Source organism: Mycobacterium kansasii ATCC 12478 (genome assembly GCF_000157895.3).
Classification (GTDB): Bacteria; Actinomycetota; Actinomycetes; order Mycobacteriales; family Mycobacteriaceae; genus Mycobacterium; species Mycobacterium kansasii.
Genome location: NC_022663.1, coordinates 2,815,893 through 2,832,955 on the forward strand (window position 1 = coordinate 2,815,893; position 17,063 = coordinate 2,832,955).

Consider the following 17,063-nt stretch of genomic DNA (forward strand, 5'->3'; position numbering starts at 1 on the left):
TTCAGGCCTTGACGATGTTCTCGTAGTCGGGCAGACCGTTCCAGGTGACGTGCACATTGCTAACCTCGGTCGACCACCCCACTACGGCGATATTGTCCCACAACGGAACAACGGGCATGTCGCGGAACAAGATTCGCTGTGCGTCGTTGACCAGCAGGTCGGCCTCGCGCAGGGTGGGCGCGGCTTCGGCTCTGGCCAGCGCCGCGTCGAATTCGCCACTGGAGTAGCCGACGTCATTGGAGCCGGCGCCGGTGGTGTGCAGCGGCGCGAGAAACTCGATCATCGAGGGATAGTCCCCTTGCCAGCCGGCGCGGAATGCGGAGTTGATGGTGCGGTTGGTGATCTGGGTGCGGAAGCTCGCGAACGTTGGCTGCGGCGCGCCGACGGCGTCGATGCCCAACACGTTCTTGATGCTGTTGGCCACCGCGTCGACCCACTCCTGGTGGCCGCTGTCGGCGTTGTAGGCGATGGCGTATCGGCCACTCCACGGCGACATTGCGTCGGCTTGGGCCCAAAGTTGGCGGGCCCGTCCGGGATTGAAATCCAACACCTCGTTACCCGGGATATTCGGGTCGAATCCCGGCAGTGAGCGGGCGGTGAAATCGCGTGCCGGGCTGCGGGTTCCATTGAAGATTTGCTGACAGATCTGCGGACGGTTGATGGCCGCCGACAACGCCAACCGGCGCAGCCGGCCCTCCTCGCCGCCGAAGTGCGGCAGCCGCAACGGCGTGTCCAGGGACTGGTTGACCGCAGCGGGCCCGCTGGTGGCATGGTCACCCAGGTCGCGCCGGTAGACGGTCAGGGCGCTCGATGGAATCGTGTCCAGCACATCGAGATTGCCGGACAACAGGTCCGAATAGGCGGTGTCGAGGTTGGCATAGAACTCGAACCGCAGACCCTTGTTTCGCGGTTGCCGGTTGCCGTGATAGTCGGGGTTGGGCACCAGATCGATCTTGACGTTGTGTTCCCATGCCGGACCATCGGCACCGTTGTCCAACTTGTACGGGCCGTTGCCGATCGGATCGCGGCCGAACGCCGCCATATCCCGAAATGCAGTGTTGGGCAGTGGATAGAACGAGCTGTGGCCTAGTCGCAACACGAAGTCGACAGTCGGCGCCTTGAGCCGCACGCTGAACTCGAGGTCGTTGACCACCCGCAGCCCGGACATGGTGGTCCGCTTCGCGTCGCCGGCGGCCACCTCGTCGTATCCCTCGATGGGGCTGAAAAACTGCTGCTGCAGTTGGGCGTTGGTGGCCAAGGCGCCGTAATTCCAGGCGTCGACGAACGAGTGGGCCGTCACCGGTGAGCCGTCGGTGAACTTCCAGCCGGGTTTGAGGACGATTCGGTAGTTGACGTTGTCGGTGGTTTCGATGGACTGGGCAACCTCCGGTGAGGGCTTGCCGGTGGCGTCGTAGGACATCAGGCCGGCGAACAGCCGATCGAGGATGCGCCCGCCGTTGCTGTCGTTGGTGCCGGTCGGGATCAGCGGGTTGGGCGGCTCCCCGCCGTTGACCAACACCACATCGGGGCTCAGCAGGCCGCCGCCGCACGCCGTCACACCGGCGGCCAGCAGCAGCACCGAGGCTACTGTGGCCAGCCAGGCCAGCGCGGCGCGCAACATGACAGCGACCCTAAAGCGTGCGGCCCCGCCAATCATGCGGGGCCCGGGCACCGAGGGCTGGGTTTGCGCCAAGAGCTGCCGTCCCCTCGGGTTTGACGTCCAATGAGCCGGGAGGAGCTGGCTGAAGCAACGATCGCGCGGTCGTCCGCAGCCCGGTGTTCGACGGCCGCCCCAACCCTCGTCGCCAAACCGGGGCCGATCGTCGGGTACCACGCTGATGGTGGTCGGCGCGGTGCTGCTGACTTTGGGTGTGCTGGCGATCTTCGGACGCCTGGCCTGTGCCGGTCCGAGAACGTCCGAGGGGTCCCGCGGCGCGGAATTAGATTCGGGCACAGGGCTTCTCACCGCACCGATGGCCGACGAGCCAGCCACTGAAAGTGATCGGCAAGCGACGCGGCGGGCGGGCCGGCCACCGAATCTCGTGATTTGAGGTAATCGGGGTACCTTTCCCGGATAATCACCGTCGTGCATGCACCTCAGGGGCACCCGACGCGGCGATGTGCCCGCCGAGTGATCGCCGCCTTCGCGATGGCCGCAACGAGTTGGTCCGGGACCATGCCGGGCCCAGCCGCGTGGGCCGCGCCGGTTGACAGCAACGACGAACCGACGCCGTGCCGGGCGGAGCGCATCGCCGTGACCGCCTCCCCGACCCAGGCCGCCGTGGGCCACCGTGCGCTGAACCTGATATTCAGCCTTGCCGGCGGCGCGGTGCCGTGCACGCTGACCGGCTACCCCGGCGTCGACTCGGGCGCCGGCGGGCCCCTCATTCACGCCCAGCCCACACTGCGCGGGTACATGGGCGGCTTGCCGGCCAGTGTCACGGTGCCGCCCACGATCACCGTGTCGCTGTCGCAACAGGCGCAGACCGTCGTGGAGAGTATCGCCTTCGATGCCGGCGGCAACCGATGCCCCACTTACACCGACCTGCTCGTCAACCTTCCCGACACCCCGGTGGTGTTCACCGTGCCGGCCACCATCGACGCCTGCCAATTGCAGGTGCACCCCATCACCGAGGCAGCACCGCAATCCGGTGAGTCCGCTTAGCCTTAGCCGGACAGCCTCGGCCGCGCGGGCCACATTCGCGCAGGGCTAGGCTCGACAGAGTGACCGAGACTGAAGTCCCGTCCGCCTACCCGCCGCCGCAACACTTCGTCGAACAGGCGAACGCCCGCGAGGACTTGTACCGCGAGGCCGCGGAAGACCGCCTTGGCTTTTGGGCCAAGCAGGCCGACCGGCTGTCCTGGGCGACCCCGTTCACCGAGGTGCTGGACTGGTCGGACGCACCTTTCGCCAAATGGTTCGTCGGCGGCAAACTCAACGTCGCCTACAACTGCCTGGACCGCCACGTCGAAGCCGGCCACGGTGATCGAGTCGCCATCCACTGGGAGGGCGAGCCCACCGATCACCGCCGCACCCTGACGTATTCGGATCTGCTGACCCAGGTGTGCAAGGCGGCAAACGCGCTCACCGGCCTCGGCCTGGTCGCCGGCGACCGGGTCGCCATCTACATGCCGTTGGTCCCCGAGGCCGTGATCGCCATGCTCGCCTGCGCCCGGTTGGGCATCATGCACACCGTCGTCTTCGGCGGCTTCACCGCACACGCACTGCGCGCCCGGATCGCCGATGCCCAGGCCAAGGTGCTGATCACCACCGACGGACAGTACCGGCGCGGCAAGCCGATGCCGCTCAAAGACGCCGCCGACGAGGCGGTCAACGACCCCGACAGCCCGATCGAACACGTTGTGGTGGTGCGGCGCACCGGAGTTGACGTCGCGTGGAACGACGATCGCGACCTGTGGTGGCACGACGTCGTAGACCGGGCCGCAGCCCAACACACGCCGGAAGCGTTCGACTCCGAGCAGCCACTGTTCCTGCTCTACACGTCGGGCACCACCGGCAAACCCAAGGGCATCCTGCATACCAGCGGCGGATATCTGACCCAGAGCTGCTACACGATGCACACAATTTTCGACGTCAAGCCGCAGACCGACGTGTTCTGGTGCACCGCCGACATCGGCTGGGTCACCGGCCACACCTACGGCGTCTACGGACCGCTGTCCGCCGGGGTCACCGAGGTGCTCTACGAGGGCACCCCCAACACACCCGACGAGCACAGGCACTTCCAGCTCATCGAAAGATACGGTGTCACAATCTATTACACCGCCCCGACATTGATCCGGACGTTCATGAAATGGGGCCGCGAGATCCCCGACTCGCACGACCTGTCCAGCCTGCGGCTGCTCGGGTCGGTCGGCGAACCGATCAACCCCGAGGCGTGGCGCTGGTACCGCGAAGTGATCGGCGCCGGACGCACACCGGTCGTGGACACCTGGTGGCAGACCGAGACCGGCTCGTCGATGATCTCGCCGCTGCCCGGAGTCGCCGCGGCCAAACCCGGGTCGGCGATGACGCCGCTGCCCGGCGTCTCAGCCAAGATCGTCGATGACCACGGCGATCCGCTGGGCCCGGACACCGAAAGCGACGAGCATGTCACCGGTTATCTCGTCCTGGACCAGCCCTGGCCGTCGATGCTGCGCGGCATCTGGGGTGATCCCGCGCGCTACCACTACGCCTACTGGTCGAAATTCGCCGACAAGGGCTATTACTTCGCCGGGGACGGCGCGCGCATCGATCCCGACGGCGCGATCTGGATCCTGGGCCGAATCGACGACGTGATGAACGTGTCCGGGCACCGCATCTCCACCGCCGAGGTGGAATCGGCGCTCGTCGGTCATTCCGGGGTGGCCGAGGCGGCCGTGGTCGGGGTTACCGACGAGACCACCACCCAGGCCATCTGCGCGTTCGTCGTGCTCCGGGCCAACTACCAGCCGCACGACGGGACCGTCGAAGAATTGCGCTCCGAAGTGGCCCGGGAGATCTCGCCGATCGCCCGGCCCCGTGAGGTCCATGTGGTGCCCGAACTCCCGAAGACCCGTAGCGGCAAAATCATGCGCCGGCTGCTGCGCGACGTCGCCGAAAACCGGGAACTGGGTGACACGTCGACGCTGCTGGACCCCGGCGTGTTCGACGCGATCCGGGCCGCGAAATAGCTCCTGGCTTCGCGAAGCGTTGGCCACCAAAGCTGCCGCCGCCTTAGCGGGATGCGAGGCCGAGTTCGGTGATTGCCGACAACCGTCGCTGTGGGTGGGCCGTCACCAGCGTCAACAGCATTTCCAACTGCTCGATGATGGTTTCGATAACGGTAGGGCTGAAGAGGGCGGTGCGATATTCAACCACCCCGCTGATCCCGGCGGGCTCACCGGTGTCGGTGAATTGTTCGGTAAGCGACAACAAGAAATTCATTCGCGCGGTTTTCGTGTGCACCGAAACCGGGGTGATGTCCAACTCGCCCAATACGAGCTCGGCGGGTTTGTTGTTCTGCCATGCCAGCAGGACTTGAGTCAGCGGTCCCGGCGGTGTCGAGCGCGCGGCGTTGATCCGGTCGACGAGAACTCCATAGGGCATGTCCTGGTGGCCGAACGCTTCCAGGCCGCGCATACGAACCTGGTCCAGCAAGTGTGCGAAGTCGAGGTCACCGGTCACCTCGGTGCGCAGCAACATGATGTTGACGAAGATGCCGACCAAATCATCGAGCCTCGGGTGGCCGCGACCGGCGACCACGACACCCATAACGATGTCGCTGCGGCCGGTAAGTAGGGCCAGCAGGGCGGTCAAGCCCGCCTGGACGACCATGAAGTTGGTGGCGCGGTGCTCTCGGGCCACTTGCGTGATCTGGCGGTGCAATGCGGCCGGCCACTGCACTGCGATCGTGTCACCGCGATTGTCGTAGGAAGTGGCGCCGGGTTGGGCCGGCGACAACTCGAGAGGCGGGGGCATACCCGCAAGCGTTTTCTCCCAGTAGCGAAGGTCCGCGGCGATCATGCTGTCGGGATCCTGCGGATCACCCAGGTATGCGCGTTGCCACAGGGCGAAATCGATGTATTGGATAGGCAACGGTTCCCAGGAGGGGATCTGCCCGGCACATCGACTGCTATAGGCCAGGCTGAGATCGGCCGCCAGCGGGGCCAGAGACCAGCCGTCAGCGGCGATATGGTGCAGCACGAGAACAAACACGTGTTGGTCGTCAGCCAAGCGATACAGCCGGGTTCGTAGCGGCATCTCAGTGGCGATGTCAAAGTGGTGGCAGGCCTGGGCGGCAACAACTTCGCGGAGCCGATCCGGCGTCCACGCGGTGGCGTCGACGACTTTCCAGCACAAGCGCGCCTGTTCGACCGGCAATACGACTTGATGCGGTATGCCGGCTACGGCGGGATAAACGGTGCGCAAGGGTTCGTGGCGACTCACCACATCGGCTAACGCCCGTCGCAACGCCTCCATGTTGAGCGGGCCGTGTAACTCGGACACCCAGGGGATGTTGAACACAGCCGACGGGCCCTGCGCCTGGATGACGGTCCACATGCGGTGCTGGGCAAGGGATAAGGGCACCTTCTCGGGCCGCTCGACCGCCACCAGACGCAGCGACGCAGCCGATCCGGCCCCGATATGCGGCGTCAGTTCGGCGACGGTCGGGGCATCGAACAGCACCCGCACGGACAGGTCTGCGCCCAGAGCGGTGTTGACTGCGGCAACCACTCGCATCGCCAGCAACGAATCACCGCCCAGGTCGAAGAATGACTGGTCAGTGCCGACGCGTTCCAGGCCGAGGACCCCCGCGTAGATTCCGGCCACGATTTCCTCCACCGGTGTCGTCGGCGCCTGGTACCCGGGAGCGGTGTAGTCGGGGATGGGCAGCGCGGCAACGTCGAGTTTCCCGTTCACAGTTACCGGCAACTGCCTGAGCGTCATGATGGCTGCCGGAACCATGTACTGGGGCAGGCGGTCTTTCAGCCCGGCGCGGACCACGTTCGGGTCGGCCGCGCCGGTGATATAGCCCACCAGCCGTTTCTCGCCGACACGGTCTTCGCGTGCGATGACGACCGCATGCTCCACTCCGGGTGACTGCGCGAGCGCAGTGGCGATCTCGGCAGGCTCGATGCGGTAGCCGCGGATCTTTACCTGTTCGTCAGAGCGACCCTTGTAGTGCAGTTGACCATCAGCGCCCCAACAAGCCAGATCGCCGGTGCGGTACATACGGCTTCCCGGCGCTGACGTCCCGCCGAATGGGCACGCCACGAACCGTGACCCCGTCAACCCGGGGCGCCGCCAATACCCGAGCCCCACTTGGCTTCCCGCAACATATATTTCCCCCACCACCCCGATGGGCACTTGCCGTAACCACGGGTCCAATACAAACAGCGCGGTCCCCGGCAGCGGCCGTCCGATGGGCGCCACCCCTGAACCGGCAGTCAGTGGTGTGCTGATGGAGACACAGACCGCGGATTCGGTTGGGCCGTAGGCATTAACCATCACCCGGTCGGGCGCCCAGCGGTCCACAACTTCGGCGGTGCACGGTTCACCGCCAACCACAAGTGTCGTACCGGTCAGCCCGTCCGTCGACAAGGCCGCGACGGCTGAGGGCGTCTGGGTTAGCACGGTGACACTTTCGGCCACCAGCAGAGCGTGAAAGTCGTTGGGGGAGCGGGCTACGTCTTCACCTACCACCAGCAGGCGCCCGCCGTGTAACAGTGCGCTCCAGATTTCCCACACCGAAAAATCGAAAGCATAGGAATGACATTGCGTCACCGTGGGTTCGGCTTGGGCGCTGAGTGGCGTAGCCGAGGTGACGAGCTGGACGATGTTGCGATGGGTGATCGCCACCCCTTTGGGCGTCCCCGTAGTGCCGGAAGTGTAAAGCACATAGGCGATTTCGTCAGAGTCAGGCGCCGGGAGCGGAGTTCGGGTGCCGGCGCCGACAGCAGGGGCGTCGACGTCGATGACCGCGACGTCATGGCTGTCCACAAGCGTGGTCAGGTCACCAGCGGTCAGAACGGCCAGTGGTGTGGTGTCCTCGAGCAGGAAAGCGACGCGGGAGCGGGGGTGATCCGGGTCGATCGGCAGGTAGGCGGCTCCCGCTTTGAGGACCGCCAGGATTGCCACGATGGCGCGGCCACTGCGTGGCAGCAGCACCGCCACCACATCACCGGGGCCTATCCCGAGGCCGGCTAACCGAGACGCAAGTCGGTTGCTGGCCGTGTCGAGTTGCCGGTAGGTCAATACACAGTCCGCGGATGTGACGGCGACGGCATCCGCTGTCCGCGCCGCTTGGGCGGCAAACAGCGCTGGAATCGAGGGACTGGGAGCAGCCGGGATCGTCAGCGCAGCACGATTGCTCCAGGCGTGAATGTGACGGTCCGCGCATTGGTCGAGCAGATCGATCGATGACAACCGCCGGCGCGGGTCGGCGGCGATGAGCGTGAAAAGCCGCGCCAGCCTGTCGGCCATAGCGGCGCCCGCAAAATCTGGCGACGGCGCGCCGGAACCCGCGGTGCTGAGAAACAGCCGGTTGCCCTCATTCATGAAGAACAACCCGAACCGGTCCCCACGGCCGAAGTTGGTGTACACCAGCGAAGCCGGCGCATCACCGAACTGCGGGACCGTCGTGGACGGAAAGAAATTCAGCGCAACTCCACGAAGCGGGCCGCCGAGGGTTTGCACCGGGAACCGTTGATGCCGAACGACCTGGCGTATCTGTGAATCCGCCTGGATGCACAGTTCGGCAACGGAAGAGCTTGGCGGTGTCATCAACCTCAGCGGAACCACCCCGGCAATCATCCCCGGAATCGTCTTCAACTTTTCGCTGGTGCGTCTGGCTACCGGGAAATCGAGTACTACCTCGGGTCCGCCGTGGTCCCAGCTCTGTACCAGGAGTCCACACACCGCCGCGATGACCGACCGTCGGCTGACGCCTAACGTCTCAGACAGATCGTCGATTCTCTGCACGGCCTGAGCGTCCAATGCCACCGGCGCCGACGCGAAGTAATCATCGTCCCCGTCACCGGCATCCGCGCACCGATAGTTCACCGGCTGGCGGTCTGGCGGAAGGTTCTCTTTCCAGAACCGCTGGTCCTCTCGATACCTTCTGGACGCCTCGTACTCTAATTCGGTACTGACAAGATCGCGCAGCGTACCGAAAGAGCATTCCGGAGTCGCTACCCCGGACGCGACGGCCGAGTAGATCGTCGCAATTCGACTGACGAACATCACAGAGCTAAATCCGTCAACAGCTATATGATGCAGACAGACAAACAAGTAAAATTGATTCGGACTTGTACGGAATAACGCAAATCGGAATAATGGCCCGGTCCACGGCATGGGCTCGCGCTGCATTGACGAGGCCAGCTTGTACGTTTCCAGAACCGGATCCCGCGAACCGCTCAGGTCGAAGAAGGGGACCGCGGCAGCTGGATAGTCCGCAAGCTTCTGATACACATGTCCATCCACCTCGAAAATTCCGGCTCGCAGCGGCTCACACTCGGCGACCGCCTGCCGGACCGCGCGCTGGACCAGGCTTGGCTCGACGACGCCACCGATCACCACGAAAAGGCTCGCCTGCCACGGTATTCCCGAGCCATTCGTCTCCTGCGAAAGCCATATGTCAAGCTGCCCACGGGTTAGCGCGAGCGACTGCTCACCAGCCGGCATGCCGTTCTGCAGGCCGGTGGACTCAGGCATCAGGTACCGGCATGTCGCCGAATGGCCAACTGGCGATCGCTCCGCTTCCCGGCGTCGACCGACATGCGACACCTAATCTTTCCGCTGGCCGACTGTTTCGACGAATCAACGCAGGGCATGTCCCGCGAAGAGCCCCGGAAATGACCCAGACCCATGCCATTTGCTTTCCACCTAGATCATCGCAACCGACATATCCGAATGTGCTCCAAATTCATGGATGCAACAAGTGTGCTCGGCACGCCCGACATCGCCGCGATAGAAGTTTAGCCGCGGAACCGCTTCATTCGCATTGACGGCTCGGGCGCGCGCTGGGTGGACTCCGCTTTCGCCGGGCCTGCGATGACTCCGGGCTCAGCGAAGGTGCTTCACGAGCGGCCGAAACGACGGCGGTCGCGGCCCTGGCATGTCCCCCGATCGGGGGACATCGAGTCCTCCAACCGGTTGGGTAGACATTCCCCCTAATCGGCAACCGTTCAGGGGAGGTTCCGTTTCCCGACAACTGGCAAACTCTGCGCCAGAGGATGGGAAGAGCCGTCGACAGTTCTTCACCTTGACTGAAGGAGAGCAACCACATGGCACACGAACTGCTGTTCTGCGAAACCGAGGGCGCCTACACGGCTCCGGCTTTCCACGCCGAAACCGTTATCGACTGACCTCGTCGACACACCGGTAGGGTCTTTTCTGCCTGAAGCCAGGCGGAAAAGACCCTATTGTCGTTCCGGAACCCACACCCGTTCGGAAGCGGCGGAATCCGGGTCATCAAAACAGCGGCCGTCAAGCCGCAAAATAGCTCAGCCCCCGATCGGGACGAAGTCCGATCCCGGCCGGTTCTTGGCGTTGATGTCGGCCAGGTCCGCGTTGATCGACATCACCACCGCCGGCGTGTGCAGCGGAATGTACTTGGTGACGCAGCCGGGCAGGTTCTCGCTGAACGCTCCGTGGATCATCCCGACCAGCAGGTTGTCCACCGTCACCGGCGCCCCGGAATCCCCGGGGCCGCCGCAGACCTGCATCACGATGGTGCCCGGGTCCTGCCCCGGACCCCAGGTGACCCCGCACGAGTTGCCCGTGGATCGTCCTTGTTTGCAGGCGATCTGGCCGAACGTCGGATCGGGACCGATGCCGTTGATCGCAAAGCCGTTGAAGTCGGCCACCGGCGTCACCTTGGCCGGATCGAACTTGATCACCGCGTAGTCGAGGGTGTCGTTGCCGGCCACCATGGTGCCCACGATGCCTTTCGCTTCCGCACCCTCGGCGGCGACGGGCGCGCCCGGACCACCGCAGTGCGCGGAGCTGAATCCGATGAGGTCGCCGTTCTTGTCGTGGCCGATGGTCGTCAACGTGCACAACGTCCCCCCGTTGACGACGATGCCCGCACCGCCACCCAACGGAACCTTGTCGTCGGCAGCCGCGGTGCCCGCGGGAAGAAACCCGACAGCCAGGACCACGGCCACGGTCGCCGCGGTGAAGCAGCGGTGCGCCGTCTGCAAAGTGGTACTCCCGTCGGTGGTGGGACTTCTTCCGGACATCACCGGACATCAAGGACAGATGCGCCAGTGTAGATGATCGTCAGATTACGTCCGATGCCGTTAGAGGTGGCCCCTGACCGTCAATTTAATAGGTTGAAACCGCCCGGAAACTCACGGTCTTCGGCTGGCCTCGTCCGGCACCGAAGCGCATGGCAACATAAACCGCGACTACCGCGAAACCGTGGCCCGTCAACGCGAGAGGATCGTCTGTGAGCAAACCTGATCGCCAGACCGGTGTGCCCAGCACGCTGACCACGATTCCGTTGGCCGATCCGCACGCCCGGCCCGGTGAACCGTCGATCGGCGACCTGATCAAAGACGCGACGACCCAGATGTCGACGCTGGTACGGGCCGAGGTCGAACTGGCCCGAGCCGAGATCACTCGCGACGTCAAGAGGGGTCTGACCGGCAGCGTGTTCTTCATCGCCGCGCTGGTGGTGCTGTTCTACTCGACCTTCTTCCTGTTCTTCTTCCTTGCCGAGCTGCTCGACTCCTGGCTGTGGCGCTGGGTGGCGTTCCTGATCGTCTTCGCCCTCATGGTGGTGACCACCGTCGTGCTCGCACTGTTGGGTTTCCTCAAGGTCCGACGAATCCGGGGACCACAGCAGACCATCGAGTCGGTCAAGGAGACCCGCACCGCGCTCATGCCGGGCCACGACAAGACCCCGGCCGTGACCCGCCCGGCGGCACCCGAGGGCACGACGCCCACCGATCCGTCGGGTTGGTAAGTGCCGGCACCAGATCCGTCGATGACCCGCATCGACGGGCCATGGCGGCATCTGGACGTGCACGCCAACGGCATCCGGTTCCACGTCGTCGAGGCCATTCCGGCCGACCCGGACGCGGCGGAGCCGGCCATACCGGCGATGGCACGGCCCCTGGTGATCCTGTTGCACGGATTCGGTTCGTTCTGGTGGTCGTGGCGTCACCAGCTGCGCGGGCTCACGAGTGCCCGGGTGGTCGCGGTCGACCTGCGCGGCTACGGCGGCAGCGACAAACCGCCCCGCGGCTACGACGGCTGGACCCTGGCCGGTGACACGGCCGGATTGATCCGCGCGCTGGGACACTCGTCGGCCACGCTGGTCGGTCATGCCGACGGCGGGCTCGCCTGCTGGACCACCGCGCTGCTGCACTCCCGGCTGGTGCGGTCCATCGCGCTGATCAGCTCACCGCATCCGGCCGCGCTGCGCCGATCCACCCTGACCAGGCGAGACCAGGGCCGCGCACTGTTGCCGACATTGCTGCGCTACCAAGTGCCGCTGTGGCCCGAGCGCCTGCTGACCCGGGATGACGCGGCCGAAATCGAGCGCCTGGTACGCATTCGTAGCAGCGCCAAATGGGTTGCCTCCGAAGACTTTTCGCAGACGATCGGCTATCTGCGGCAGGCCATCCGGATTCCTGCTGCCGCGCACTCGGCACTGGAGTACCAGCGTTGGGCCGTGCGCAGTCAGCTGCGCGGCGAAGGCCGGCGCTTCATGAAGTCGATGCGTCGGCAACTCGGCGTGCCGTTGCTGCACCTACGCGGTGACGCCGATCCCTACGTCCTGGCCGATCCGGTCGAGCGCACCCACCGTTACGCGCCGCACGGACGCTACGTATCCGTCGCCGGCGCCGGACATTTCAGCCACGAAGAAGCACCCGAGGAGGTCAACCGGCAGCTGGCACGGTTCCTCGATCAGGTGCACCGGCTCAGCTGACGCACGCCCCGGTGCCGACGCGCTGGGTGGCCCCGATCTTTTCCAGCTGACTGGCCACCTCACCGGCGGTCAGCACGAACCCGGTGTCCGGGTCGTCGACGGCCGCGCCGAACACCACGCCGAGCACCTGACCGTTGAGGTCGATCAACGGTCCACCCGAGTCGCCCTGCTCCACGTTGGCCCTGATGGTGTAGACGTCGCGGGTGACCGGCTGGGGGTTGCGGTAGATGTCGGGACCACTGAGTTTGATGGCCTCGCGAATCCGGGCCGGCGTCGCGGTGAAGTTGCCGCCGCCGGGGTAGCCCAGCACCACAACGCTGGTGCCCGTTCTGGCTTCTTCTTGGGCGAACACCAGCGGCGCCGGCGGCAGGTGCGGGACGGCCAGGATCGCGATGTCGACCGAAGGGTCGTAGGACACCACGGTCGCGTCCAGGGGCTTGCCGCTCGCGTAGACCTGCACACTGTTGGACCCGGCGACCACGTGAGCGTTGGTCATCACGCGCTCGGGGGCAACCACGAAGCCGCTGCCCTCCAGCACCTTCTGGCAGCTGGGGGCCAGGCTGCGGATCTTGAGCACGCTCGGCGCGGTGGCCGTCACCACCGGGTTGTCGGCCAGCGCGGGATCGGGCGAGGCGACCGGAATGACCGGGGTGCGGCTGAACGGCTCCAGCACCTGCGGCAGGCCCGAGGTGTTCAGCAGCGCCGAAAGCCGCTTGGGCACCGTCTTGAGCCAGGTGGGTGCCACCTCGTTGACCTCGGCGAGCACCCGTGACCCGCGAACCGCCGCCGCCAACTCCGGCTGATCCTTCGACTGGGTCAGCGGCGTCGCCAGCAGCCACGCCGCCGTCAGCACCACGACCAGCTGCACCGCCACCCCGATGACCGAGTCGATCACCCGGACCGGCCGATTGCGGATCGCCCCGCGCACGGCCCGTCCCAGCACCACACCTGCGACTTCGCCGACCACGACCAGTCCGAGGATCAGAAACAGCGCGGTGAACAGCTTGGCCCGGGGGGCAGCGATGTGGGCGACGATGTGGGGCGCCAGCAGGACGCCGGCAATCGCGCCCAGCAGCACACCGGCAAACGACAGCATCGAGCCCAGCGCACCGGACCGCCAGCCCGAGATCGCCGCGATGAAGGCGACCGCCAACACCGCGATATCGAGCCATTGTGACGGGGTCATGGCATTCATCGAGTTCATCGCAGTCCACCCTGCTCACCGACCAGCGCCATCGCGTCGTCCAGTTCGCGGACATCGCTGGTGTCCCAGGGCCTGGCCCACCCTGCAACGTCGAGCACCGCCGAAATCACCTGGCCGGTGAACCCCCAGACCAGCATGTGGTTGAGCAGAAACGCCGGCCCGGCCCACCGCCGACTCAACGTCCGCCGGTACACCATCAGCCGGTTTTCCGGATTGACGAAGGCGCGCACCGGAACCCGCGTCACCATGGCCGTCTCCGCCTCGTTGACGACGTGCACCGGTCCGGGATCGGGGGAATACGCCAGCACCGGGACGACGTGGAATCGCGACGGAGCGATGAAGGTGCGTTCCATGGTGGCCAGTGGGTGGAGCTTGGCCGGGTCGAGTCCGGTCTCCTCATGGGCTTCCCGGAAGGCGGTGGCCACCGGACCCTGGTCTCCGGGATCGGATGCGCCGCCGGGGAATGCCGCCTGACCGGCATGGTGACGCAAGGTCGACGCCCGCACCGTCAACAGCAGGTCGGCGTCGTCGGGAACGCCGCCGTCGGCCCGCCCGGACTCGGGACCGGAGAACAGCACCAGAACGGCCGCTTCGCGTTCGTTGCGACGCAGGGATGCGGTCGCCCGGGCCGCCGTCACCATGGCCAGCATGTCGGCCGGCAACCGCCGCCGGACCGCGTCGGGCACCCGGTCCACGTTGTCGACCAGTGGGCGCAGCCAGGACGGGCCGACCTCGGGCGTCAGGGCAACCCCAGCGTTCACCGGCGCCTCCTTGTCGGGCTGGTCGGGTGCACCTGCCCGCCTTCTCTCCAACCGCTCACCACGCCTTGTCTCCGACCGCAGCCGCTATCTCCTCGGCGCTGGCGAAAGCGCGCGGCAGGGTCTGGGCCACGCTACCGTCCGGCCGCAAGAGCACTGTCGCGGGCATCACATTCGCCACCCGCAATGCTGCCGCCACTTTACGGCGGCCGTCCTGCAGGGTCGGCAACCGAACACCCAGATCGGCCAACCGCAGCAACGCGGCCGTCTCATTCTCGTCCTGATGAACCGTCACCACCATGACTTCGGGCCCGACCCGTTGTTGATATTCGGCCATCGCGGGCAGTTCGGCTATGCACTCCCCGCACCAGTACGCCCATAGATTGAGCAGCACCCGCCGCCCGGCCAGCGCCCGGGCCACGTCGACGGCGGAACCGTCGGCCGCGCATTCCACCACCACGCCGGTCAGTGCCGGTGAGCCCGAGCCGGCACCGGCGGCCGGGCAGGGCGGCAGGTTGGCGCGCCGCCGCGGCCCGGCCAGCGCCGCGGCGGTGTCGGCATCCCGGTGGTCTCGCGCCGCCGGCGCCTGTGGGGTTGCGGTGCTTGGGGAGTCGTCACGCAGTTGGACGACCAGCGCCACGATGAGGGTGGCGACCACCGCCAGGACCGCGACGGTCCAGCGGGTTCTCGAGGACAGTCGCGATGTCACAGGCCGGCGAGGGCCAGCAGATGCTCGGTTTCGGGGCCCTGGACAAGAGGTGCGGCCAGCAGCGGCTCGGTGGGGCCGAGGCCGAAGGAGGGGCAGTCTTTGGCGAGCACGCAGACACCGCACGCGGGCTTGCGGGCGTGGCATACCCGGCGGCCGTGGAAGATCACCCGGTGGCTGAGCACGGTCCACTCCTTGCGTTCGATCAGTTCGCCGACCGCATGCTCCACCTTCACCGGGTCGGTTTCGGCGGTCCAGTGCCAGCGCCGCACCAACCGCCCGAAGTGGGTGTCGACGGTGATTCCGGGGATGCCGAACGCATTGCCGAGAATGACGTTGGCGGTCTTGCGGCCGATTCCCGGCAGCGTCACAAGTTCCGCCATGGTGGCGGGCACCTCGCCGTCGAACCGCTCGACCAGAGCTTGCCCGAGGCCGATCAACGCGTTGGCCTTGTTACGGAAGAAACCGGTGGGGCGAATGAGGTTTTCCAGCTCGGTGCGGTCCGCTTTGGCATAGTCGAGCGCAGTCCGATATTTCGCGAACAACGCCGGCGTCGTCAGGTTCACCCGTTTGTCGGTGCTCTGCGCCGAAAGGATGGTCGCCAGCGCCAGTTCGAGCGGATTGGTGAAGTCCAATTCGCAGTACACATGCGGAAAGGCTTGTCCCAGTTGACGATTCATCCGCCTGGCCCGGCGCACCAAGGCGGTGCGGGTTTCGGCGGACCAGCGCTTGGCGACGTCGGTGGCGAGCGTGGCTGGTTTGGGCCGGGTTGGCCCGGACGACTTTGCCGCTGTCACCTACGACAGAGTACTGATTTCGTGATCTGACCGAGACCTCGTGTTGATTCAAGGCGATGTTTACTCTCCATGTGTCGTGGTTGCTGGTGGCGTGCGTTCCGGCGTTGCTGATGCTGACGACCCTCGGCCTCGGTCGGCTGGAACAGACGCTTTCCTGCGATACCGTGACCGCCTCGGACGTTGCCGAGTTTCTCGAGCAGGCTCAGGCCGCCGATGTGCACCGGCTAGCCCGTGATGGCATGCCGGAGGCGCTGGCTTATCTGCATCGACGCGAGGCGCCGGCCCTGACCGAGGCCCCCGCCACCAGGGCCCTCACCGGCAAGTATCACGCCGATCCCTACCGTGCTGCCCCTCGACACATCCATTCCCGGGTTAAGGCGACTCGACACATCAATCGTGTGTAGCGTTGGCACGTCGTACCGATTGGCCTAACCTGTACACCGGCGCTGGTCAAGAGGGCCGGCCTGCCCGTATCACTTCGTTGGAAAGCTGAAGAGGCAACGTGGACGAGATCCTGGCAAGGGCAGGAATCTTCCAAGGGGTTGAGCCCAGCGCGGTCGCGGCACTGACCAAGCAGCTGCAGCCCGTTGACTTCCCCCGCGGACACACGGTTTTCGCTGAAGGTGAGCCGGGCGATCGGCTGTACATCATCATCTCGGGCAAGGTGAAAATCGGGCGCCGCTCGCCCGACGGCCGGGAGAACCTGCTGACCATCATGGGCCCGTCCGACATGTTCGGCGAGCTGTCGATTTTCGACCCCGGGCCGCGGACATCCAGCGCGACCACGATCACCGAGGTGCGGGCGGTCTCGATGGACCGCGACGCGCTGCGGGCGTGGATCGCCGATCGTCCGGAAATCGCCGAGCAGCTGCTGCGCGTCCTGGCGCGCCGGTTGCGGCGCACCAACAACAATCTGGCCGACCTCATCTTCACCGACGTGCCCGGCCGGGTGGCCAAGCAGCTGCTGCAGCTTGCCCAGCGTTTCGGCACCCAGGAGGGCGGCGCGATGCGGGTCACCCACGACCTCACTCAGGAGGAGATCGCACAGCTGGTCGGCGCTTCCCGGGAGACGGTGAACAAGGCGCTGGCCGACTTCGCGCACCGCGGCTGGATCCGGTTGGAGGGCAAGAGCGTGCTGATCTCGGATTCTGAACGGCTGGCCCGCCGGGCTCGGTAGTT

Annotated in this window: 13 protein-coding genes; 6 read left to right on the forward strand and 7 right to left on the reverse strand. The window is 65.9% G+C overall.

The genetic code is table 11. From position 1 onward, the window contains the following. Nucleotide 1: 1 nt before the first annotated feature. A complete protein-coding gene (locus tag MKAN_RS12160) occupies nucleotides 2–1,621 on the reverse strand; it encodes a peptide ABC transporter substrate-binding protein (RefSeq protein ID WP_023368591.1) in 1,620 nt (539 codons plus the stop codon). A 555-nt stretch (nucleotides 1,622–2,176) separates the two neighbouring features. Between MKAN_RS12160 and MKAN_RS12170 the strand changes: the two genes are divergently transcribed. Together MKAN_RS12170 and acs are read left to right on the forward strand one after the other, a co-directional pair. Then, a complete protein-coding gene (locus tag MKAN_RS12170) occupies nucleotides 2,177–2,665 on the forward strand; it encodes a DUF4232 domain-containing protein (protein ID WP_036394572.1) in 489 nt (162 codons plus the stop codon). A 59-nt stretch (nucleotides 2,666–2,724) separates the two neighbouring features. Continuing rightward, nucleotides 2,725–4,671 carry an acetate--CoA ligase gene (gene acs, locus MKAN_RS12175; protein WP_023368594.1) on the forward strand — a complete coding sequence of 649 codons (1,947 nt, stop codon included), beginning with the start codon at nucleotides 2,725–2,727 and terminating at the stop codon, nucleotides 4,669–4,671. A gap of 43 nt (nucleotides 4,672–4,714) precedes the next feature. Here acs and MKAN_RS12180 read toward each other — a convergent pair whose 3' ends face one another. Continuing rightward, nucleotides 4,715–9,193 (reverse strand): non-ribosomal peptide synthetase, encoded by a 4,479-nt coding sequence (locus tag MKAN_RS12180; protein ID WP_023368595.1) that lies wholly within the window; start codon nucleotides 9,191–9,193, stop codon nucleotides 4,715–4,717. A 791-nt stretch (nucleotides 9,194–9,984) separates the two neighbouring features. Continuing rightward, nucleotides 9,985–10,683, reverse strand: coding sequence for a chymotrypsin family serine protease (locus MKAN_RS12185; protein ID WP_023368597.1), 699 nt, complete (start codon nucleotides 10,681–10,683; stop codon nucleotides 9,985–9,987). Between the two features lie 248 nt (nucleotides 10,684–10,931). Here MKAN_RS12185 and MKAN_RS12190 point away from each other — a divergent pair, with 248 nt between their 5' ends. Together MKAN_RS12190 and MKAN_RS12195 are read left to right on the forward strand one after the other, a co-directional pair. Next, nucleotides 10,932–11,450, forward strand: coding sequence for a phage holin family protein (locus MKAN_RS12190; protein ID WP_023368598.1), 519 nt, complete (start codon nucleotides 10,932–10,934; stop codon nucleotides 11,448–11,450). Further along, nucleotides 11,451–12,419 carry an alpha/beta fold hydrolase gene (locus MKAN_RS12195; RefSeq protein ID WP_023368599.1) on the forward strand — a complete coding sequence of 323 codons (969 nt, stop codon included), beginning with the start codon at nucleotides 11,451–11,453 and terminating at the stop codon, nucleotides 12,417–12,419. Here the strand turns inward: MKAN_RS12195 and marP are convergent. From marP to nth, 4 genes are read right to left on the reverse strand one after another with little or no spacing between them, the layout of a single operon-like run. After that, complete coding sequence (marP, locus tag MKAN_RS12200; protein ID WP_099185007.1) at nucleotides 12,412–13,605, reverse strand: acid resistance serine protease MarP; 1,194 nt, start codon at nucleotides 13,603–13,605, stop codon at nucleotides 12,412–12,414. The two genes, MKAN_RS12195 and marP, sit on opposite strands and share 8 nt — an antisense overlap. Nucleotides 13,606–13,619: 14 nt before the next feature. Beyond that, nucleotides 13,620–14,384: an NUDIX hydrolase gene (locus tag MKAN_RS12205; protein WP_023368601.1), complete on the reverse strand. Its 765-nt coding sequence runs from the start codon at nucleotides 14,382–14,384 to the stop codon at nucleotides 13,620–13,622. Nucleotides 14,385–14,439: 55 nt separating this feature from the next. After that, entirely contained in the window at nucleotides 14,440–15,078 is a 639-nt protein-coding gene (locus MKAN_RS12210) for a TlpA family protein disulfide reductase (RefSeq protein ID WP_036394569.1), read from the reverse strand. 8 nt (nucleotides 15,079–15,086) lie between these two features. Continuing rightward, entirely contained in the window at nucleotides 15,087–15,767 is a 681-nt protein-coding gene (gene nth / locus MKAN_RS12215; RefSeq protein ID WP_103797849.1) for an endonuclease III, read from the reverse strand. Between the two features lie 173 nt (nucleotides 15,768–15,940). On the opposite strand from nth, the gene MKAN_RS12220 reads away from it, so the two are divergent. Then, nucleotides 15,941–16,288 (forward strand): hypothetical protein, encoded by a 348-nt coding sequence (locus MKAN_RS12220; RefSeq protein WP_036394441.1) that lies wholly within the window; start codon nucleotides 15,941–15,943, stop codon nucleotides 16,286–16,288. Between the two features lie 98 nt (nucleotides 16,289–16,386). Next, complete coding sequence (crp, locus tag MKAN_RS12225) at nucleotides 16,387–17,061, forward strand: cAMP-activated global transcriptional regulator CRP (protein ID WP_023368605.1); 675 nt, start codon at nucleotides 16,387–16,389, stop codon at nucleotides 17,059–17,061. Nucleotides 17,062–17,063: the final 2 nt, after the last annotated feature.